23 protein-coding genes are annotated in these 20,713 nt (G+C 53.8%); 11 read left to right on the forward strand and 12 right to left on the reverse strand.

Annotated elements, in window-relative coordinates; translation table 11 throughout:
* Nucleotides 1-12: 12 nt before the first annotated feature.
* Nucleotides 13-270 carry a multiple stress resistance protein BhsA gene (gene bhsA, locus SGR01S_RS07240; RefSeq protein ID WP_037425152.1) on the reverse strand — a complete coding sequence of 86 codons (258 nt, stop codon included), beginning with the start codon at nt 268-270 and terminating at the stop codon, nt 13-15.
* A gap of 204 nt (nt 271-474) precedes the next feature.
* Nucleotides 475-732, reverse strand: coding sequence for a multiple stress resistance protein BhsA (bhsA, locus tag SGR01S_RS07245; protein WP_061806967.1), 258 nt, complete (start codon nt 730-732; stop codon nt 475-477).
* Between the two features lie 175 nt (nt 733-907).
* Between bhsA (SGR01S_RS07245) and SGR01S_RS07250 the strand changes: the two genes are divergently transcribed.
* Nucleotides 908-1,552, forward strand: a complete 645-nt coding sequence (locus SGR01S_RS07250) for a TetR/AcrR family transcriptional regulator (protein ID WP_061806968.1) — start codon at nt 908-910, stop codon at nt 1,550-1,552.
* 58 nt (nt 1,553-1,610) lie between these two features.
* Here the strand turns inward: SGR01S_RS07250 and SGR01S_RS07255 are convergent, their stop codons facing one another.
* The 5 genes from SGR01S_RS07255 to SGR01S_RS07275 all read right to left on the reverse strand — a co-directional run bounded on the left by SGR01S_RS07255 (nt 1,611) and on the right by SGR01S_RS07275 (nt 5,751).
* Entirely contained in the window at nt 1,611-2,432 is an 822-nt protein-coding gene (locus SGR01S_RS07255) for a MetQ/NlpA family ABC transporter substrate-binding protein (RefSeq protein WP_370452775.1), read from the reverse strand.
* Nucleotides 2,433-2,449: 17 nt separating this feature from the next.
* On the reverse strand, nt 2,450-3,118 hold the full coding sequence (locus SGR01S_RS07260; protein ID WP_037425159.1) for a methionine ABC transporter permease: 669 nt from the start codon (nt 3,116-3,118) through the stop codon (nt 2,450-2,452).
* A complete protein-coding gene (locus SGR01S_RS07265; protein WP_061806969.1) occupies nt 3,111-4,136 on the reverse strand; it encodes a methionine ABC transporter ATP-binding protein in 1,026 nt (341 codons plus the stop codon). Before SGR01S_RS07265 ends, SGR01S_RS07260 begins: the two co-directional genes overlap by 8 nt.
* 251 nt (nt 4,137-4,387) lie before the next feature.
* The gene (locus tag SGR01S_RS07270; RefSeq protein ID WP_061806970.1) at nt 4,388-4,831 is read right to left on the reverse strand and encodes an acetyltransferase; all 444 of its coding nucleotides are present in this window, start codon (nt 4,829-4,831) and stop codon (nt 4,388-4,390) included.
* A gap of 29 nt (nt 4,832-4,860) precedes the next feature.
* On the reverse strand, nt 4,861-5,751 hold the full coding sequence (locus tag SGR01S_RS07275) for a LysR family transcriptional regulator (RefSeq protein ID WP_061806971.1): 891 nt from the start codon (nt 5,749-5,751) through the stop codon (nt 4,861-4,863).
* Between the two features lie 120 nt (nt 5,752-5,871).
* Between SGR01S_RS07275 and SGR01S_RS07280 the strand changes: the two genes are divergently transcribed.
* The 4 genes from SGR01S_RS07280 (at nt 5,872) to SGR01S_RS07295 (ending at nt 9,605) form a co-directional block, all read left to right on the forward strand.
* Complete coding sequence (locus SGR01S_RS07280) at nt 5,872-6,852, forward strand: quinone oxidoreductase family protein (protein ID WP_037425169.1); 981 nt, start codon at nt 5,872-5,874, stop codon at nt 6,850-6,852.
* A 57-nt stretch (nt 6,853-6,909) separates the two neighbouring features.
* Complete coding sequence (locus SGR01S_RS07285; RefSeq protein WP_061806972.1) at nt 6,910-7,782, forward strand: oxygenase MpaB family protein; 873 nt, start codon at nt 6,910-6,912, stop codon at nt 7,780-7,782.
* Nucleotides 7,783-7,946: 164 nt separating this feature from the next.
* A complete protein-coding gene (locus SGR01S_RS07290) occupies nt 7,947-9,050 on the forward strand; it encodes a suppressor of fused domain protein (protein ID WP_061806973.1) in 1,104 nt (367 codons plus the stop codon).
* A gap of 27 nt (nt 9,051-9,077) precedes the next feature.
* Entirely contained in the window at nt 9,078-9,605 is a 528-nt protein-coding gene (locus SGR01S_RS07295; RefSeq protein ID WP_061806974.1) for a cysteine hydrolase family protein, read from the forward strand.
* Between the two features lie 47 nt (nt 9,606-9,652).
* Here SGR01S_RS07295 and SGR01S_RS07300 read toward each other — a convergent pair whose 3' ends face one another.
* On the reverse strand, nt 9,653-10,528 hold the full coding sequence (locus tag SGR01S_RS07300) for an NAD(P)-dependent oxidoreductase (RefSeq protein WP_061806975.1): 876 nt from the start codon (nt 10,526-10,528) through the stop codon (nt 9,653-9,655).
* 80 nt (nt 10,529-10,608) lie between these two features.
* Complete coding sequence (locus tag SGR01S_RS07305; RefSeq protein WP_255212219.1) at nt 10,609-11,127, reverse strand: SDR family oxidoreductase; 519 nt, start codon at nt 11,125-11,127, stop codon at nt 10,609-10,611.
* Between the two features lie 175 nt (nt 11,128-11,302).
* Here SGR01S_RS07305 and trpS point away from each other — a divergent pair, with 175 nt between their 5' ends.
* The 6 genes from trpS to SGR01S_RS07335 all read left to right on the forward strand — a co-directional run bounded on the left by trpS (nt 11,303) and on the right by SGR01S_RS07335 (nt 16,799).
* The gene (trpS, locus tag SGR01S_RS07310) at nt 11,303-12,310 is read left to right on the forward strand and encodes a tryptophan--tRNA ligase (protein ID WP_061806976.1); all 1,008 of its coding nucleotides are present in this window, start codon (nt 11,303-11,305) and stop codon (nt 12,308-12,310) included.
* Between the two features lie 147 nt (nt 12,311-12,457).
* Complete coding sequence (gene phnC / locus SGR01S_RS07315; RefSeq protein ID WP_037425186.1) at nt 12,458-13,291, forward strand: phosphonate ABC transporter ATP-binding protein; 834 nt, start codon at nt 12,458-12,460, stop codon at nt 13,289-13,291.
* 41 nt (nt 13,292-13,332) lie between these two features.
* Nucleotides 13,333-14,265, forward strand: a complete 933-nt coding sequence (phnD, locus tag SGR01S_RS07320; RefSeq protein ID WP_061806977.1) for a phosphonate ABC transporter substrate-binding protein — start codon at nt 13,333-13,335, stop codon at nt 14,263-14,265.
* Between the two features lie 76 nt (nt 14,266-14,341).
* Nucleotides 14,342-15,205: a phosphonate ABC transporter, permease protein PhnE gene (gene phnE / locus SGR01S_RS07325; RefSeq protein ID WP_061806978.1), complete on the forward strand. Its 864-nt coding sequence runs from the start codon at nt 14,342-14,344 to the stop codon at nt 15,203-15,205.
* Nucleotides 15,202-16,101, forward strand: a complete 900-nt coding sequence (phnE, locus tag SGR01S_RS07330; protein ID WP_037425192.1) for a phosphonate ABC transporter, permease protein PhnE — start codon at nt 15,202-15,204, stop codon at nt 16,099-16,101. The genes phnE (SGR01S_RS07325) and phnE (SGR01S_RS07330) overlap by 4 nt, the downstream gene beginning before the upstream one ends.
* 230 nt (nt 16,102-16,331) lie before the next feature.
* Nucleotides 16,332-16,799, forward strand: coding sequence for a YehS family protein (locus SGR01S_RS07335; RefSeq protein ID WP_061806979.1), 468 nt, complete (start codon nt 16,332-16,334; stop codon nt 16,797-16,799).
* A gap of 48 nt (nt 16,800-16,847) precedes the next feature.
* Here the strand turns inward: SGR01S_RS07335 and SGR01S_RS07340 are convergent, their stop codons facing one another.
* The 3 genes from SGR01S_RS07340 to ssuD are packed head-to-tail and all read right to left on the reverse strand — an operon-like array spanning nt 16,848 to nt 20,500.
* Nucleotides 16,848-18,239 carry an FAD/NAD(P)-binding protein gene (locus tag SGR01S_RS07340; protein ID WP_061806980.1) on the reverse strand — a complete coding sequence of 464 codons (1,392 nt, stop codon included), beginning with the start codon at nt 18,237-18,239 and terminating at the stop codon, nt 16,848-16,850.
* On the reverse strand, nt 18,232-19,323 hold the full coding sequence (gene sfnG, locus SGR01S_RS07345; protein WP_061806981.1) for a dimethylsulfone monooxygenase SfnG: 1,092 nt from the start codon (nt 19,321-19,323) through the stop codon (nt 18,232-18,234). The genes SGR01S_RS07340 and sfnG overlap by 8 nt, the downstream gene beginning before the upstream one ends.
* 16 nt (nt 19,324-19,339) lie before the next feature.
* Entirely contained in the window at nt 19,340-20,500 is a 1,161-nt protein-coding gene (ssuD, locus tag SGR01S_RS07350) for an FMNH2-dependent alkanesulfonate monooxygenase (RefSeq protein ID WP_061806982.1), read from the reverse strand.
* Between the last annotated feature and the right edge of the window lie 213 nt (nt 20,501-20,713).

Consider the following 20,713-nt stretch of genomic DNA (forward strand, 5'->3'; position numbering starts at 1 on the left):
CTGAATCAGCAATTAATTGTAGATGATCGCAGTACCGTGCAGTTTGTTGTCGCCGGTTGTTGAGATGATCTGGAATGATTTAGCGCCCGCTTCATCTGCTTTGGCCGCCAGCTTGTTTTCCAGGCTGGTCAGGTCGGAAGCACCACTGACGGTAACCACGCCGACTTTTTGCAAATCTGTCGGTTGAGCGTTAACCAAGTCTGCGGCGAAGCTGCCGAAAGAGGCAGAAGCAAGTGCGATAGCAGCGATGGTGATTTTCAGGTTTTTCATGATCTTATTTCCTATCTCAATATTCTGTACGATGTTTTTTTGTTGGGTCGTTAAATTAATTAACGATCGATAATTTAATGTTAGACGCCTGTTCGGCGGTTTGCAACTATTTTTTTAGTGTTCGTTAATTAATTCTTTTTTTGCCTTCTTTCGACGAGACGTCAGTCACGATCATCTAGGCAACGAATGAAGTCTAACTGATTGTTATTGATAAATTACTGCGGTTCCGTGAAGTTGGTTATTACCCCCGGCTCCAATGATGCGGAATGATTTTGCACCGGCTGCATCAGCTTTGGCTGCCAAACTGGCTTCCAGAGAGCTGAGATCGGAAGCGCCACTGACGGTGATCACACCTGATTCCTGCTGATTTGCTGGTTGGTTATGGACCTGGTCAGCTGCGAAGCTGCCGAAAGAAACCGAGGCCAGAGCGAGAGCTGAAAGAGTCATTTTTAAGTTTTTCATGATGTTAATTCCTATGCTAGAAGCGTAAACTGAGTGAATAAATGTGTGTCGTTATGATTACTTAACGATCGATAATTAAATGTTAATCGCTTCTCGACGGGAGCGCAATATTTTTTTATAATGATCGTTAATTTAATTCGTGAGCCCTGCTGCGGGGCAGGATAAGAGAGGGTCTATGAGTATCAATGAAGACGTCTGCGCCAAAAAAACGCGTGGCAGACCGAAACAGTTTGATCGTGACCGTGCGCTGGATAGTGCACTCGATCTGTTCTGGCGGCATGGTTATGAATCTACGTCGCTGTCCGATCTGGTCGAGGTGACTGGGGCCAAAGCGCCGACGCTGTATGCGGAGTTCGGCAACAAAGAAGGGTTATTCCGCGCGGCAGTGGAACGTTATCTGCAAAAATACACCACCTGCACTAATCAACTGTTGGAGCGGGATCTGCCGGTCGCTGAAATCGTGGAAGCCTATGTGCGCTCTTCGGCGGAGGTGTTTACCGATCCGGATACGCCTTCTGGTTGCTTTATGGTGTGTGCGTCTGCGGCACTGTCATCATCATCTGATGACGTTGCCGAGATGCTGCGCAAGAAACATCATTCGAATGAAGCCAGCCTGCGCGCCTGCTTTGACCGTAAGGTGCAGAAGGGGGAGTTATTGGCGAAAACCGATACCGCACTGTTGGCCAAATATATCGTTTGTACCATCGAAGGGATGTCAGTTCAGGCGCGTGAAGGGGCAAGCCGTGAGGATTTATTCCGTTTGCTGGATGCATTGATGCTGGTATGGCCGCGCCTGAGTCAGGTGGGCAATAAAGTCTAGGGAAGGGCGATACGGTTGAATAAGGCTAAAGGCCGCATTGCTGCGGCCTTGCTTTGTATTACTGGTTTACGGGGATCACTGCGCCTTGGTATTTTTGGCGGATGAAGTCCTGAATCGCTTTGGAGTGCAGCACTTTTACCAGTGCCACAATTTCGGGTTTATTCACGTCGGCTTTATGCACGGTGATGATGTTGGCATAAGGATTGTTTTCACCGCTTTCGACCGCGATCGGGTCTTTGGTCGGATTCAGCCCTGCATCGATGGCGTAGTTGGCATTAATCACCACGGCATCACCTTCATCATTGTTGTACATCTGCGGCAACAGTGCGCCTTCCACGTTTGCCAGGAACTTCAGATGTTTCGGGTTTTCCACCACGTCGGAGATGCGCGCATCGACCTTGTTTACGCCAGGTTTCAGCTTAATTACGCCTTCATTCTCAAAGATTGACAGAATACGCCCTTCTTCTGCCACGGCATCACGCATGATGATTTTGCCGTTGTCTGGCAGATCCTTCAGGCTTTTATACTTCTTGGAGTAAATGCCGATCGGCTCGATATGGATGGCGCCAGCGCTGACGAAGTCGTAGCTCTTATCACCAGCATGATCCTTCAGCACCGAATTTAGATATGGCACATGCTGGAAATAGTTGGCATCAATGTCGTGGCTGGCCAGCGCGGTGTTTGGCAGGATGTAATCCTGGAAAGGCTTAATCACCAGATCAATGCCTTCTTTTGCCAAAATCGGTTTCGCTTGTTCGAGGATTTCTGCGTGTGGCACATTGGACGCGCCGACCACCAGCTTGGTTTCTGCCGCTGCACTAAAAGAGGCCAGTGCAGTCAGAGAGGCGAAAGCCAGCATCATCATTTGCTTTTTCATCATCATTATTCCCTGGTTATTTATCGTTTATCGAGCATTGTTGTAATGGTGTCGCCGATGAATTGGATAACGAAAACGATCAACAGGATCGTCAGCGTTGCCACCAGCGTTACGTCACCGTGATTGCGTTGAAAACCTTCCAGATAGGCCAAATTACCCAGACCACCCGCGCCGATTACCCCAGCCATCGCGGTGTAGCTCACCAGGGCTATCAGCGTCACAGTCATACCGGAAACCAATGCCGGGGAGGATTCTGGCAGTAGCACGCGGAAGATAATGGTGCTGGTTTTAGCGCCCATGGAACGGGCTGCTTCAATAACCCCTTTGTCTACCTCACGCAGACCAATCTCAACCAGTCGCGCGTAGAATGGCGCTGCGCCAACAATCAGCGCTGGCAGCGCAGCATCGGCCCCTAAAATGGTACCGATCAGCGTCTTGGTAAATGGAATTAGCAACACGATTAAAATGATGAATGGAATGGAGCGGAACACGTTGACCAGCACTGAGATTAGTGAGTAGACGACGCGGTTTTGCAGTAACTGCCCACGTGAGGTCAGGAACAAAAGCACGCCCAATACAATACCAAGCACCAGCGTTGCCAACCCGGCAATGCCCGTCATATACAGGGTTTCCCAGGTGGCGTTCAGCAGTTGGTCAATACGCAGATGAGGGAACAGTGATTCAATCATGTTTAATGACCTCAACGGCGATCTCTTGTGCTTTCAGTAAGTTCAACATGCTGTCGATTTGCAGATCGTTGCCCTCGGCGTGGATATACAGCTCACCAAAGGACCCATTCAGGGTTTGGCTTATTTTGCCGTGCAGGATGTTAATGCTCACCTTGTAGCGCAGGATCACATCTGAAATCACGGCCTGATGGGTTTGTACACCGACAAACGTCAACTTGAAGATTGCACCTGGCAGATGTTGCGCGAGCAGCGGATTGAAACTTTCCTCTGTTTCTTGGTAATGCGAGACCTGCCTGACGAACTGTTGGGTAATCAGCTGCTGTGGCCGGGTGAAAACAGCGATCACCGGGCCTTCTTCGACGATACGGCCGTTTTCCATGACGGCCACGCGGTGGCAGATTTTTCGCACCACGTGCATTTCATGGGTAATCAGCACAATGGTCAGGTTCAGTTTGCGATTGATATCCAACAGCAACTCAAGAATCGAATCGGTAGTCTGAGGATCGAGCGCCGAGGTGGCTTCATCACACAGCAGAACCCCTGGATTATTGGCTAATGCGCGGGCGATGCCGACACGCTGTTTTTGCCCGCCGCTGAGCTGTGACGGGTAAGCATCTTCGCGGCCTTGCAGACCAACCAGTGCGATCAGTTCTGCCACTCGCGGTTTAATCTGTGCCTTGGGTACGCCGGCAATTTGCATTGAGAACGCGATGTTCTGGCTGACGGTACGTGACCACAACAGATTGAAGTGCTGAAACACCATGCTGATTTTCAGCCGTGCCTCGCGCAACGCGTTACCTTTGGCGCCGCCGATATCGAAACCATCGACCTGAATGCTACCGCTGGTGGGGGACTCCAACCCGTTAAGCAAACGGATCAGGGTACTTTTACCGGCACCGCTGTAGCCGATAATGCCGTAGATCTGCCCGGCTTCTACCGCAAGGCTCACATCATCCACCGCGACAACGCGGCCCTGTGTGCTGTCAAAAGTTTTGCAAACGTTCGAAAGAACGATCATAGAGAAGCGAATCCTTATTAATACATCACAGCATTCCGCCTGGAACGCGTAACACCGGACAGGGTTCGGTTTCTGGGAATAAGGGGCAGGCGGGACGTCTGTTGCTGGTGAATACAGGGCAATCCTACCGGGGGTTGATAGTGACAGGAAGAATGTAAATTCTATTAGTTATTCTGATTTGATATATAAAATGATGAGCAGAAGTGATGGGAAAATAGCGGTCAGCGTGCACGCTGACCGCTTGGAGTTATTTAACGTTTGGTCAGTTTCATGTGCAGTAACGGGAAGGGATTACCCTGACCGTCGAGCGCAGAGCGCCCCGTAATTTCAAAACCGTAGTGGCGGTAAAAACCGCTGGCCTGCGGGTTTTGCTCATTGACGTCCAACTGCAATTCGTTATGTAACGATTCGGCGTGTGTCAGTAGGGCTTTGCCAACGCCTTTGCCACGTTGCTCAGCATCGATAAACAACATCTCTACCTTATTGCCATCCAACCCGATAAAACCGCAAGGATGCCCGGGCCGATCCTCCGCAACCCAGACGTTGACCGACGGCAGATAGTCGTTGAGTACCAGCGGGTAAAGCTGGGCGATGTTTTCTTCAGTGAGAAAATGGTGGGTGGCGCGTACCGAACGCTGCCAAATCTCCGCCAGTTGCGCATTATCTTCCGCTGCGCGTGCTCTGATAGTGATCATAGAAATCCCCATGATTGAACCCATTAATTTTAAACGCGCCCCCACAGTTTGGCGACGGTCAGGGCGATAAAAGCTTCCAGTTTGGGTGACTGTCGTCGTTCAGGCAGATAGACCAAATGCATCGATCGCGGTTGTGGTGAATAGTCGGGTAACACCTGTATTAATCGGCCGGCGGCGATATCGTCATCCAGCAACATGCTGGCATGTAACACAACGCCAAAACCGGCGAGCGCTGCCCGACGCACCCCTTCGCCAGAGTCCATCCGCAGACGTGGCCTTACCGGCACGCTGATTTCCCCTTGTGGCCCCTGCAACCGCCAAACGTGGTTGCCATCCCACTGGCTGAAACCAAAACAGCTGTGAGTGCTGAGTTGTTCCGGTCGCTTTGGTGCACCATGCTTTGCTAAATAGTCCGGCGAGGCGGCCAATGTCATGCGGTAATCGGGCAAGGCACGTGCGACCAAGCCATCATCCGCCACTGGCCCAATGCGAAACGCGGCTTCGTAGCGTTCCTCAATCAAGTCCACCTTACGATCCGACAGCACCACTTCGGCTTCTACTTCCGGGTGGTGCTGGAGGAATTCGGTCAGGATCGGCGTTAAAACGCGGTTGCCAAACGTGACGGGCGCACTGATGCGCAGTAGACCACTGGGGGAACTCAACAGGGCCCGTGCACTTGCTTCAGCGGCATCGGCATCGGCCAGCAGGCGGCGGCAGCGTTCATAGAACACCCGACCGGCCTCGGTCAGCCCTTGCCTGCGGGTGGTTCGGTTCAGCAGTGGTGCATTCAGCCGGTGCTCCAGGTGGCGGATATGTTTGCCAACCATGGTTGGGGAGATAGCCATCTCCTCGGCCGCGGCGACAAAACTGCCTTTTTCCACGACTCGTACAAACACCGCCATGCTGGTTAATCGATCCATTATAAACCCCTGGTGTTTTCTGAACGCTCTGTGGGCCACTTTGCTTGATTATAGCGCTTTGCGATAATCATTCTATCGACCGTCAGTGCGTTATTGGCGGAAATTTCCCGGAGCAGCAACATGCATGCATTAGCGTTTGAACAATTTGGCGGGCCAGATGTGCTCGAATACCTTGAACTGCCGACGCCTGCGGTAGCGGCGGGCGCGGTGCAGGTGCGAATGGGGGCTGCCGGGTTGAATTTTGCCGATATTTACCGTCGCAAGGGCAATTACGTACTGCATGGCAATCCGCCACATATTGGCGGTTACGAAGGTGTGGGCACCATTATTGCTGTGGGTGCCGGTGTCAAAGGTTGGCAGGTAGGGGAGCGAATTGGTTTTGCTGATGTGCCTTTCTGCCATGCTACGCGCATCAATGTGCCGATAGAACATGCGTTACGGCTGCCGCAGGCGCTAAGTGATGTAGAAGCCGCGTCTATTTTGTTGCAGGGGCTGACGGCACAATATCTGATTAATGACAGCGTGCAGGTAAAAGCGGGCGATCGTACATTGGTGCATGCAGCGGCTGGCGGTGTTGGGCAAATCCTGACTCGCATGCTGGTTGCACGGGGTGCGCAGGTTTACGCTGTGGTGTCTTCGGCACATAAACAACAGATTGCTATGAATAACGGCGCAGCAGCGGCCTTCACCTATCAGCAAGACTGGGTTGCGCAAATTGCCGCGTTGACCGACGGCGGCGTGGAGTATGGTTTTGACTCGGTGGGTATCACATTGCAGCAGAGCATTGACGCACTGCGCCCCGGTGGTCGTGTGGTAACTTTTGGGATGGCGGGCGGCGAGGCCCCGGCAATTTCTGCTTATAGCTTGATGATGGACTCCAAAGGCGTAGTCGGTGGCGACCTCTGGACGTATCTCAACAGTGGCGAAGCGCGACGTGATCGCGCCGAACGCTTGTTCAGCAGCTGGCAGAACGGCGAATTTGCTGTGCCGCATATCGAAACCTTCCCACTTAGCGACGGGGCGGCGGCCCATCGTCGACTGGAAGACCGTAGTTTTGCCGGCAAAATTGTCTTGCTCAACGATCGCGACCCGCAGAGTTAAAAGCGCCGCTTGCCGACATGCTACACTGACCGCCGAAAGGTAAGCGGGGTCAGCAGGATGGAAGTCATACGCGCAGCAATAGAAAAACAGGTGATCAGTCTGACCGGGCTGGCTCTCGGCGGTGTCGATTTTGAAAATCCGCCGGGTGATCCGGGCCTGTTTGGTCCACAGTCGGTCATCTGGCGAGTACACAGTGACTTTACCTCTATGTTGTGCGGCGGTGTCAGCGCCTTGTTATTGCAGATGCTGCACCCCTTGGCGCTGGCCGGGGTGTGGGATCATTCCAACTTCCGTGACGATATGCTTGGCCGTTTGCGACGTACCAGCCAGTTTGTGTCTGTCACCACCTTTGGCCCTACCGCAGAGGCCGAACGGTTGATCGCCAAAGTGAAAGCGATTCATCTGAAGGTCAACGGGATCAGTAGCGACGGCAGGCCCTATGCCGCCAGCGATCCTGACTTACTCACTTGGGTACACGTGGTGGAAAGCAGCTGTTTTTTGGCCAGCCATTTGCGCTATCGCAACCCGCATCTCTCCCGAGACCAGCAAGACCGCTATTACGGTGAATCTGCGCGTGTAGCTGCCGCCTTGGGTGCACGCGATATTCCTACCTCCTGTACCGCGGTGGAGGATTACCTGCAACGGATGCGGCCTCAGTTGATGTGCGATGAACGCACGCGGGAAGTGGCGCGCATTCTGCTGGCAGCCCCGGCACCGAGCACGCTGGCGCGGCCCTTTGGTGCCCTGGTGATGCAGGCTGGTATCGATTTGTTGCCGGATTGGGCGCAACAGCAGTTTGGTTTTTATCCCAGTGCATTGCGGCAGCGGCTGGTGAGAGTCGGTGCCGGTGGCGTCGGTAAAGTGCTGCGTTCTTCGATGCGTAACGGTTCCTATCAGCGAGCCTTACGCCGAATTGGTCGGTCTGCCTGAGTCATCACACACTATAATTGTCATCAATAACCCAATGTTTAGGACCACTTTTGAGACTTTTACGGGTGATCCTGTCGCTAATGCGCTTTACACTGGGCACAAGCCAAATTCCATTTTATTTAGCGTGCAGCATTATTCTGCGCCTTGACCCTATTTGAGGTTATATGAACGAGTCACACGTACTTGCTGAAGTCAGTAATGAGAACCAGACGCTGGTGGCGGTGGTTCAGCAAGATAGTCGGGCTGCCTATTTTTATATTTATCCTTCAGAAGAAAATAGCGAACGTTTCCAGGTGCGTGCCTGTTGGTTACGCAACCTGGCGGCTGCGCCACTGCAAGAAGACAGTGCAGCACTGGCGCTGGGCCAGCCACCGATGCTGGCGGCCGAATTTTGCCGCAATCTGGAAGGCGAAGCGCCATTGAATCCGGAAGGATTGATGGTGGTATGGACAGAGAGTGATGACGGTGCGGCGCTGTGGTATTACGGTCAATTGTTGGCGGTGATCCCTGGCTGGAGTCTGTATATCGACCATTCGGTATGCTATTCCGCCAGCTGTATCAAAGAGAGCCCGTTGGCTTATCCACTCGGATCCGCGTCGACCAATACCCAGTATGCGCTGGCGGAAAACACCCGTCAGTTCTGGCGCAGTTGGCAGCGGGAAGAGGGTAACCCATGGCCAAAAATGCAGAACGACTATCAGGCGATTTACGATCAGCATTTTGGCCCTTCGGTTAAATACTATGCGATCGATCAGGGTAAATGGCCACCGATGGCGATTACTCAGCATGAGCGTGATGGTATCTACTATTTTCTCACCATGGGTGTCAGCATCCGACCGATGCCGTGGGTGGAGATTTTGTTTAATGACGACACGTCCCGCTATCGCCGTATGGAAATGGGCATCGCCATCGATGGCCAGTACATGAACGAAGAGAATGCTGTGCAGATGGCCAGCGCACTGGCCGGGTTCGCCCATGCGCCATGGGCTAAAATTACGTGGTTTGGCGAAGGTCATACTCTGGAATCGGAGGTGGCACCTCAGGGTTATGAGGGCTACGTGCTGTCCTCCTCGTTTTACCCCTATAGTGAACATCTGAACCTGCCGAAACAATATGGCGACCCGGTGAATATTTTTTGGGCCAGTCCGGTATTTGAAGCCGAGCGCCTGCTGGCGCACGCGACGCCGAATGGCGGTCACGATCTGGTGAATAAGTTGCGTGAACAGGGGGTTGACCATATCTTCCGCCCACGCCAACCGGTATGCTAATTTCCGATTCTATTCACGGGGGTTATCATGAAGTCAGCGCTGTTGATTATTGATGTGCAGAAAGGATTATTTACGCCGCCGCCAGCAGATGCAGAGGCGACGATTAATCGCATTAACAGCTTGAGCACCGCTGCCCGTCGGGCCGGAGTACCTGTAATTTTTATCCAGCACCAGACCCCGGACGACGAGCTGGCGCACGGCAGCGATGCCTGGCAGATTGACCGCCGTTTGCAAGTGCAAGACGGCGATCATCGGGTGGAGAAAACCACGCCGGACTCCTTCCTGCGGACCGGGCTGGGGCCGTTGCTGGTGGCTAATGGTGTTTCGCACCTGGTGGTCTGCGGCTACTCCAGCGAGTTTTGCGTCGACACCACCACCCGTCGTGCCGCTGGGTTAGGCTACCCGGTGACGCTGGCCGCCGATGCACATACCAGTCACGACAAAGCGCACGCGACCGGTCAGCAGATTCGTGATCATCACAATGCCACGTTATCTAGCATCGAAAGTTTCGGCGTACTGATCAACGCACTGCCGACGGCGGAAATTCACTTTTGAGCGCCGGATAAAAAGCGGGCCCGATATATGCGTTGGGCCCGCTAACGTTATTTCAATCCCGCCCTGCGTGCTGCCACTTTGGCCAGCGCTGACCAGTCCAAATCTGCATCGCCCTGCGCCACCGCATCAAGGAAATTGTCCTTCAACACGCTGGCGAACGGCATGGGGGTGTGGCTGTTGGCACCGGCCTCCAATGCCAGGCTCACGTCTTTCATACCCAGGCTTAATTTGAAGCCGGCCGGTTCGAACTTCTCTTCGGCAATCAGGGAACCATAACCCTTGTAGGCCGGGGAAGCGAACAGGGTGCTGCTGAGCATTTGCAGATAATCCGCGCCGGAAACCCCATAGTTGCGCACCAGCGCACTGCCTTCGGCCATCGCTTCAATCGCACTGGCCAGCGTGAAGTTGGCGGCGATTTTGACGATATTGGCCTGTTCGGGCTGTTCGCCAAAATGCCAGGTCTGCTGGCCGAGTACCTCAAACAGCGGCTGCACTTTGGCGATCAGTTGCGCATCGCCTGCCGCCAGAATGTTCAGCTTACCGGCTGCGGCAACGTCTACCCGCCCCAGTACCGGTGCGGCGATATAGCCAATATTGTGTTGCGCGTGCAACGCAGCCAGTCGCCTGGCCAGTGCGACCGAGACAGTCGCCATGTTGATGTGGATGGTTCCCGGTTGCAGTCGTTGCAGCAACCCGCTTTCCACCACCACCTGTTCGGTCGCGGCGTCATTTGCCAGCATGGTGATCAGCACATTCACGTCGGCCAGTTCATCAGCCTGCTGTACCTGCTGGGCTCCGGCGGCGGCCAACGGTTGTGCTGCCTGAGGGGAGCGATTCCATACTTTCAGCGTATAGCCCGCTTGTAACAGATTGGCAGCCATCGCGCTGCCCATACCGCCAAGTCCGGCAAATCCGATCTTCATACTGCGTTCCTTTTTCAGGTTGGATCCCTTCACCCTAACGCGATGGGCCAGGAACGCAAATGGCGCAATGTAACGCTTTCTTAACCGACCCGCGCGCCGCCGTTAATCGAGGTGATGGTGCCGGTAACGAACGAGGCTTCTTTTGACGCTAACCACAGTGCGGCGCTGGCGATGTCTTCTACCCGGCCGGTGCGGCCCATCGGCGTTTCAGCGGCGATGGCGTCAATGCGATCCTGCGGTAGCCCGGTGCCGAAGAAGCGAGTATCGGCGATAAAGCCCGGCGCAATGGCGTTGACAGTAATCCCCAACTCGCCAAGTTCACGCGCCAAACTGAGGGTAAAAACCTGCACGCCGGCTTTGGCGGCGGAATAACCTAATGCACCCGCGCTGCCGCTGCCGCATTGGGCGGCAATCGAGCTCAGATTAATGATGCGGCCGCCCGGTTTGCTCAGGTGTGGCAACATCGCCAGGGTAAACAGGAAGGTACTTTTCAGATTCCCTTCGATCACCGCATCCCATTCTTGTTCGGCCTGCGCCAATGGCGTATTGCCGCTGAACAGGCGCTGAATTGGCAACCTGCGGTGATTGACAACCCGCATACCGGGGGGATACCTTAAAAGCATGAATATACCGATGCAATCCACACTCAATCAGTCTTGGTGGCGCCTCTTCTAAAGGCGGCACGGGTATTCACACCTCTTTTTTAATGCCGCCGGTTCTGGCGGCATTTTTATTGCGTTGTTCCGGCGGTTTTTGACTTTCAGGAGCAATGCAATGAGCTATACCATTCTGACCGGCGATCGTCCCACCGGATCCCTGCATTTAGGCCACTACGTCGGTTCACTGCGCCAGCGCGTTGAGTTGCAACAGCAGCATCAGCAAACGGTATTGGTGGCCGATTTACAGGGGCTGACCGATAACGGCAGCAATCCGCAAAAAATCAGCACCAATGTGCTTAATCTGGTGGCTGACTATCTGGCGGTGGGTATCGACCCGCACAAAACCACAATTTGCCTGCAATCTGCACTGCCTGCGTTGGCGGAACTGACGATGTATTACCTTAATCTGGTCAGTGTGGCGCGGCTGGAACGCAATCCGACGGTGAAAAGTGAAATCCTCGAAAAGGATTTTTCTCGCAGCCTGCCGGCCGGTTTTCTGGTCTACCCGGTTAGCCAGGCGGCGGACATTACCGCCTTTGGTGCCACTCACGTGCCGGTCGGCGACGACCAACTGCCGATGCTGGAGCAAACCAACGAGATCGTCCGGCGTTTCAATCGCATTGCCGGCCAAGCGGTATTGACGGAATGCCAGCCTTTGCTGAGTAACGTGAGCCGTCTGCCGGGGTTGGACGGGCAGGGCAAGATGTCGAAGTCGCGTGGCAATACCATCACCTTGGGTGCCGGTGCCGACCAGGTGCATAAGGCGGTAATGAGCATGTTTACCGATCCGGGTCATCTGAACGTCAACGATCCTGGCCGGGTTGAAGGCAATATGGTGTTCACCTATTTGGATGCTTTCTGTGAGGATGCTGCGTTGGTGGCAGAGCTGAAGGCACATTACCGCCGTGGTGGGTTAGGAGATATGAAAATCAAACGTCTGTTGGAAGATTGTCTGCAAAGCTTGCTGGAGCCGATCCGCACCCGACGAGCGGAATACATGGCCGACAAGGGCGAATTGCTACGCATTCTGCAACAGGGCACTCAACGTGCCGATCAGATCAGTCGACAAACGCTGGGGCAGGTGAAGGCCGCTCTGGGGCTGGATTTCTTTACTCTGAATTGAACTGAAACGCACCGGGATGCTTCCGTCATCCCGGTGATGAGCTTGATCACGCGTCATTTCCCAGCCATAAAACCATCATCCCGTTGTCACAAAGTTATTCGTTAATAGGTGCCCATAATGATTAGCCACTGAAACCAGAGAAATCATATGGCTCAGGCACTGTTAAAACTTGCACCGACTGACTTTCCAGGGCAACAAGCGATTCCATCTCGTAAGGTGTTATCGGTAAAAGGCTTAGGTAAAGCATATAAATCTCAGCAACGGGTATTGGACGATATCAATTTCGATCTGCACGTTGGTGAGTTTGTTGCGGTGATCGGGCGTTCCGGCGCCGGTAAATCCACGCTGCTCCATACCTTAAACGGGACGATTCCTTCGAGCTGTGGCGAGATGCTGCATTTTGAGGACGATGGCGTAGCGCAGGATATCGCCCAGCTTTCCGCCCGTCAGATGCGTCAGTGGCGTGCCCGTTGCGGCATGATCTTCCAGGATTTCTGCCTGGTACCACGGCTGGATGTGATGACCAACGTGCTGTTGGGCCGTCTGAGCCACACCTCTACCCTGAAATCCTTCTTCAAAATGTTTGATGACGCCGACCGTGCTCGTGCTATCGAACTGTTGCAATGGCTCAATATGCTGCCGCATGCCCTACAGCGTGCCGAGAACCTGTCAGGTGGCCAGATGCAGCGTGTGGCGATCTGCCGGGCGCTGATGCAAAACCCCAAAATCCTGCTGGCCGATGAGCCGGTGGCGTCACTCGATCCGAAAAACACCCGTCGCATTATGGATGCGCTGCAAAAAGTCAGTGAAAACGACATTGCGGTCATGGTGAACCTGCATTCGGTCGAGCTGGTGAAAGAATATTGCACCCGGGTGATCGGCATTGCCCAGGGCAAGATCGTGTTTGACGGGCACCCTTCGCAATTGAACGAACGGATATTGCACCAGCTGTATGGCGAGGACGCCAATCAGATCCATTGAGTATTTCTTCACTTTTACCTTTACACACACAAGGCATCGTAATGAAAAAAGTATTGAGTCTGACCACCCTGATGGCTGGCGCGATGATGGTCTTTAATGCAACGGCAGCGGATGTACCTAAAGTACTGAATCTGGGGATTCTCGGCGGGCAAAACGCCACCCAGCAGATCGGTGATAACCAGTGCGTGAAGCAGTTCCTGGATAAAGAACTGAACGTGGACACCAAACTGCGTAACTCTTCTGACTATTCCGGCGTGATTCAGGGCCTGCTGGGCGGCAAGATTGACCTGGTGCTAAGTATGTCACCGTCGTCATTTGCGTCGGTGTACATCAAGGATCCGAAAGCCGTAGACATTGTGGGTATCGCGGTTGATGACGTTGACCAGTCACGTGGTTATCACTCGGTTGTGATCGTTAAAGCCGGCAGCCCGTATAAAAAGCTGGAAGACCTGAAAGGCAAAGCTGTTGGTTTCGCCGATCCGGATTCCACTTCCGGCTTCCTGATCCCGAATCAGGAATTCAAGAAACTGTTCGGCGGTACCGTCGACAACAAATACAACAACACTTTCTCTAGCGTCACCTTCTCTGGCGGCCATGAGCAAGATGTCCTCGGTGTGTTGAATGGTCAGTTCGAAGGTGCCGTAACCTGGGCGTCGATGATCGGCGACTACAACACCGGTTACACCAGCGGCGCGTTCACCCGCATGATCCGTATGGATCATCCAGACCTGATGAAACAGATCCGCATTATCTGGCAGTCGCCATTGATCCCGAATGGCCCGATCCTGGTAAGCAACGCGCTGCCAGCGGAGTTCAAAGCCAAAGTTGTCACCGCGATCAAGAAGCTGGATAAGGATGACCACCAGTGCTTTATCAAAGCGATGGGCGGCAAACAGCACATCGGTGAAACGACGCTGGCAGAGTACCAGAACATCATCGATATGAAGCGTGAGCTGACCAAAGGCGACCGTTAATCATCGGATTACGTCCTGACCGATCCAAAGGGGTTCAGCGTGCTGAGCCCCTTGTTTCATAAGATGGAAACCTATTTTGAATAAAGATTTTGCGCACTATTACCAGCAAGTCCGCAGTAAGCAAAAACGCGAGACATTGATCTGGTCGCTTGGCCTGGTGGTGCTCTATCTGGGTGCCGGCAACATCGCCGAGTTCAACTTGCACACCGTATGGGTGTCGATCCCTCACTTCTTTGATTATCTGGCAGAAACTATCCCGACATTGCATTGGTCGTTGCTGTTTGCCGATAGCCATACCGAAGGGTCATTTGCCTACTGGGGCTATCGACTGAACATCCAATTGCCGCTGATTTGGGAAACGCTGCAACTGGCGCTGGCGGCGACCATCCTTTCAGTGCTGGTGGCGGGAGTCCTGGCGTTTTTGGCGGCCAATAACACCCATAGCCCGGCATCACTGCGCATGGCGATCCGCACGCTAGTGGCATTTTTGCGCACCATGCCAGAATTGGCCTGGGCGGTCATGTTTGTGATGGCCTTCGGCATCGGTGCTATTCCCGGCTTTTTGGCACTGGCGCTGCACACCATCGGCAGCCTGACAAAACTGTTTTATGAGTCAATTGAAACGGCGTCCAACAAACCGGTACGCGGGCTGGCCGCCTGCGGCGCAACGCCGTTGCAACGCATGCGCTTCGGCATGTGGCCACAGGTGAAACCGGTATTCCTGTCATACAGTTTTATGCGACTGGAAGTTAACTTCCGCCAGTCGACCATTCTTGGACTCGTGGGTGCAGGTGGCATCGGGCAGGAACTGATGACCAATATCAAGCTCGATCGCTATGATCAGGTCAGTATGACGCTGTTGCTTATTATCGTGGTGGTTTCGTTGCTGGATTATGCCTCAGGTGAACTACGCAAACGGGTCGTGGAGGGGAAAAAATGATGTCAGCACCAACCATCTCGGCTGAAAAGCTACAGACTCTTAAACAAGAGCACCCAGAGATTTTTTCACAGCAGCGCCGTTACCTGCGTACTGTCGGGATTATCGCCACGGCTATCGTTTTATATTATCTATTTTTCTTCCAGTTCTTTGGGATCTCCTGGCCGCAGTTTATTAACGGCTGCCAACAGCTCGGCCGCTACTTTATGCGCATGTTCGTTTGGCATGATTTTGTTAACTGGCCGTTTATGTACTACTTCCAGCAAATCTTTATCACTATCGGCATTGTGTTCGCCGGTACGATTACCGCGTCATTGATTGCATTGCCGCTGTCATTCTTTGCTGCGCGCAACGTGATGTCGACACCATTACTACGGCCGCTCTCCGTGGTCGTACGCCGCTTGCTGGATATTCTGCGCGGTATCGACATGGCCATTTGGGGTCTGATTTTTGTACGCGCCGTCGGTATGGGGCCCTTGGCCGGTGTGCTGGCGATCGTGATGCAAGACGTTGGGTTACTCGGCAAGTTGTATGCTGAAGGCCATGAAGCTGTGGAGAAATCCCCAAGCCGTGGTCTGACGGCAGTCGGTGCCAACGGTCTGCAGAAGCACCGTTACGGTATCTTTACCCAGTCGTTCCCCACTTTTCTGGCACTTAGCCTGTACCAGATTGAATCCAATACCCGCTCTGCAGCGGTGCTGGGCTTCGTTGGGGCAGGGGGGATTGGTCTGGTGTATGCGGAGAACATGCGGCTGTGGAACTGGGATGTCGTGATGTTTATCACCCTGATACTGGTGGTGGTGGTGATGATTATGGATAAGGTGTCGTCGATTCTGCGTAATAAATACATCATTGGCGAAGACATCCCGCTGTATCAGCAAAAAAGCCAAATCGATTGAGAAACCCCGCTCTGATCCCTATACTGCCGCACATATTCAAGCTGTGCGGCCGTACCCGTCATACTTGAAGCTGCCTCTTTGTTGGCTGCATTTGTGCGCCTCGGTCACATAGGTAACCGGGGCGCACAAACTTGCCGCCGCAATGCAGCGCTATATATTTTGGGTACAGGGTGTATTTTTCATTTCACAATGCGCACAGCTCTTCCGGTTTACAAGCTAAAGGCAATTCTATGATCAACAATGACGTGCTGCGCAGCGTGCGCTACATGCTGGGCATCAACGACGCGAAAATGGTTGAGATTATCAAGCTGGATAATTTCGACGTAGCGGTCTCGGCAATGGGTGCTTACGTCATCAAGGAAGGTGAGCCCGGTTTCGAAAAATGCCCGGACGAAGTCATGGCACATTTCCTGAACGGTCTGGTGTACTTCAAGCGCGGTAAAGATGACAAGTTCCCTGCGCCGGAAGTGGAACTGCCGATCACCAACAATTTGGTGTTGAAAAAGCTGCGTGTGGCGTTTGAGTTGAAAGATACCGACATGCACGAAATCTTTACCGCCGTTGACTTTCGCATTTCCAAGCCGGAACTGAGTGCGCTGTTCCGCAAAGAAGGCACCAAAAACTTCCGCCCGTGCGGTGATCAGATGCTGCGTTATTTCCTCAAAGGTTTGGCGCAGCGTATTCGCGGCGTAAAATAAATAACCGCAGGATGTTGATGAAGGCGTAATCGCAAGATTACGCCTTTTTTATTGGTTTTCAGACCTAAGGGGACTCAGCAACTGCTGCGCCAGCGATTCTGCGTGTTGCGCTACCTGCGGTAATCCCATCAGCTCGCCAAAACGGCCACGGGCGGCGGGGCCGACGACGAACAGGTGCTCATTGCTCTGATTCTGGCGGTTCATTGCCCGGGAACAGGCGTCGACCCAAATTCCTAATGCCAGCGGATCGGGCTGGATTATCCCTTCACTGGTGAGCTGTTTCAGCAAAGCATCACTCTGCAACAACGCGCCGTGTGCCGGGCCGGTCGTGACAATCAGTTTATCCACCAACCGTGTTTCTGTTGTCGTACGACCACGTGCTTTTAGCGTCAGGGCGAGGGCCGTGTTATCCACGGACACCTGTTTTAGGCTGGCGGCCAGCACTTCAAGTTGCCCATTTTGCTGCATGTCGGTCAGAACATCGCTGACCTGCGGCGCGATGCGATAACGATGTACGTCCCACCATGGGCGCAGATGACGCAGAAAACGCCGTTGCTCTTGCAGTGACCACTGCTGCCAAATCTGCTGGCCGTTAAGACGAATGTCATCCAGTACCCGTTGCCAGGGCTGATGTTCTGCATTCGCCAGTGCCACCTCCTGCCGGACCCGCCGCAGCCAGCCACGGGCGGTTGCTGCCTGCGGTCGTTGGTAATCAAGCTGGCGAACGGCATAGTCTCCGCTCAGGTTTGGACGGGGGAGTTGACCGCGGCGTGAGAAAGCCAGGATCGGCCCGCGATGCCCTTGGCGATGCAGCGACGCAACCACATCCGACATGGTTAAACCGGTGCCGATGATCGCGACCCGATCATCGTTACCCACCTCTGCCAGAGCTTCAGTCAACCACGGGTTGGCAATCAGCCCTGGATGGTCTTTCAGTGTCTGCTGAAGCTGTTTCGGTACGGCAGGCGGCGGGTGACTGATGGCCAGCACCACGTCATCGGCAGGGTATGTATGCCCGGAGGCCGTCAGCACAACCCCGTGGCGTAACGCCACCGCATAGTCCTGAACGTGGATGACCTGTACCGCCGAGGTGGTTAGCGCGGTAGCCAGTTTTTCGGCAATATAGCGGCCAAACTGCCCCCGTTGTGGATAGAGGCTGCCATCGGGTCTGAGAGCCTTTACATCCTGCTTGAAGGCTACCGAAGCACGGAACCAGCGGTCGAAATCGCCTTCTTCCTCGTCGGAAAGCTGCATTCGGGCGGCGGGTACATTGATGCGGTGTGCCGGATCGAGGGTACCGTAAGCGACGCCCTGCGCCAGCTGGGCACGAGGCTCAATAATCACCACCTTCAGCCCAGCCGTTCCTCTGCGCACCAGATGAATTGCCAGGGCTGTACCACTAAAACCGCCGCCAATGATGACTATCTGCCGATCAGCCATGGTTTGGCACCGGCTGCTGCTGGCGCTCCAGCTCACGCACCAGTGGGATCACTTCACGGCCAAAGAATTCCACCTCTTCCTGGAAGTGCAGAAAGCCCAGTAGCATCAGATCTACGCCCGACTGTTTTAGAGCGATAATCCGCTCTGCGATTTGCTGCGGTGTACCAATCAGGTTGGTTTTGAATCCATCGTTATACTGCACCAGATCCTCCAGCGTTGATTTAGCCCAGTTACCTTCTCCCTCTGGTGAGGCGCTACCGGCATTTTTAACCTCAGATTGAAAGCCTTTCACCGCATCGGGATTGGCATGATCAAGGATGTCACGCAGTACGCTTTGTGCTTCCTGTTCAGTTTGGCGGGCAATAACAAACCCATTGACGCCGATTCTCACCTTGTGTTGATTTTCCGCGGCTTTGTGTTGGATATCATCAACCTGCTGACGGATAGCTTCTGGAGTATTGCCGTTAGTGAAATACCAGTCGGAGACCCGTGCTGCCATATCGCGTGCGGCTCTTGAGCTACCACCCTGAAAAATTTCCGGCTGCAGGTCAAGCGGTTTCGGCTTCAATGAATAGTCGCGGAAGCGGTAAAAATCGCCGGCAAAGGTGAAGCTATCCTGCTGCCAGATACCCTGTAGGCAGCGGATAAACTCTTCAGAGCGCAGATAGCGCTCTTCATGATCCAACCAGGGTTCACCAATGGCTTTGAATTCGCCGCGGAACCAACCACTGACGACATTTATCGCAATACGCGCGTTGGACAGGTGGCTGATGGTCGCTATCTGTTTGGCCGCCAGCGTTGGATTCCACGGGCCTGGCAACAGAGCGGCAATGACCTTGAGTTTTTCTGTTGCGGCCAGCAAGTCTTGTGAAAACGTCACCGACTCATGTTGGTTATCGGCACCATAGCCGGCGGTAAAGCGGATCTGCGTCAGGGCATAGTCAAATCCGGCGTGCTCGGCAATTTGTGCCAGCTTGCGGTTATAGGCGGCATCCCAATGGGTACGCTGAGGGATCTGGCTGATCACCAGGCCGCCTGACACGTTAGGTACCCAGTAGGCGAACTTAATTGGCTCATTACTCATGGTTTGCTCCTCAGTTTCACTTTTGCACCGGACGACGATCGCCACCGATGGTTTCTCCGAATGGGCCGGTGTTGACCGTGCGCTGACGTTTCACATCGTTCATCGCCAACGGCAATAGCGGCATGACCAGTTCGGCAAATCGGTGTGCTTCTTCCAGATGCGGGTAGCCCGAAAAAATAAAATTAGTGATCCCCAACGCCTGATATTCACGGATGCGCTCTGCCACCTGTTGCGGATTACCGACCAGAGCGGTTCCTGCACCACCCCGTACCAGTCCTACCCCTGCCCACAAATTGGGCGCGATACGCAAACTGTCCTTCGAACCGCCATGCAGGGCGCTCATCCGGGCCTGCCCGGTTGAATCCATGCGCGAAAATATTTTCTGTGCGGCGGCGATGGTGACTTCATCCAGATGGGCAATCAGTTTGTCGGCAGCTGCCCAGGCTTCCTCTTCGGTTTTCCGTACAATGACATGCAGGCGAATGCCATAGTCCAGCGTGCGACCACGCGCTTGTGCACGTTGACGGACTACAGCAATTTTTTCCGCCACTTGCTCAACCGGCTCTCCCCAGGTGAGATAGGTGTCGATCTGGTTCGCCGCGACTTCCAGAGCGTCTTCAGAAGAACCGCCAAAAAATAGCGGTGGCCCGTTTTCCTGCGCCGGCGGGAACAGGACCTCAGCGCCTTCTACCCGCAGATGCTCACCCTGGAAATCGACCTTTTCACCCTTCAACAGGCGAGAGTAAACCTCAAGAAACTCACGGGTGACCTGATAACGTTCGGCGTGGCTCAGGAATATCCCATCGCCTTTGTTCTCTACCGGGTCGCCGCCGGTGACCACATTGATCAACAGACGGCCTTCTGAAAGACGATCCAGCGTGGCAGCCATTCGTGCGGCAAGGCTAGGGGGTTGCAACCCAGGACGCACGGCGACCAGATAGCGTAGGCGTTTCGTTAGGGGGGCGAGTGCGGCAGCGACTAGCCAGGAATCCTCGCAGCTCTTGCCGGTGGGGATCAGCACGCCGTAATAGCCCAGATTGTCTGCAGCTAGCGCGACTTGCTGTAAATAGGGTAAATCTACCGCTCTTCCGCCCTCGGTGGTGCCCAGATAGCGGCCGTCACCGTGGGTGGGTAAAAACCAGAATACGTTGATGTTGCCCGTCAACTCTTCGTTCATTATCCGTTTCCTATATAACGATATCTTAATTTATTTCATAGAATGTCAAACCTTGGTTATAAACAGGTAAGCAGGAAGTATGCCAAAAATGGATTCCTGATTTTCTGTTAATTATTAGTTAGTTAGTGTTATTTATTGGGGCGGGGTTGTGCTGCAAATGCAGCAGTGACTGGCGCTATGCTGCTGCATTTGCAGCAAGGCGGGTATTTCACC

The organism is Serratia grimesii NBRC 13537 (genome assembly GCF_001590905.1).
GTDB classification, from domain to species: Bacteria; Pseudomonadota; Gammaproteobacteria; order Enterobacterales; family Enterobacteriaceae; genus Serratia; species Serratia grimesii.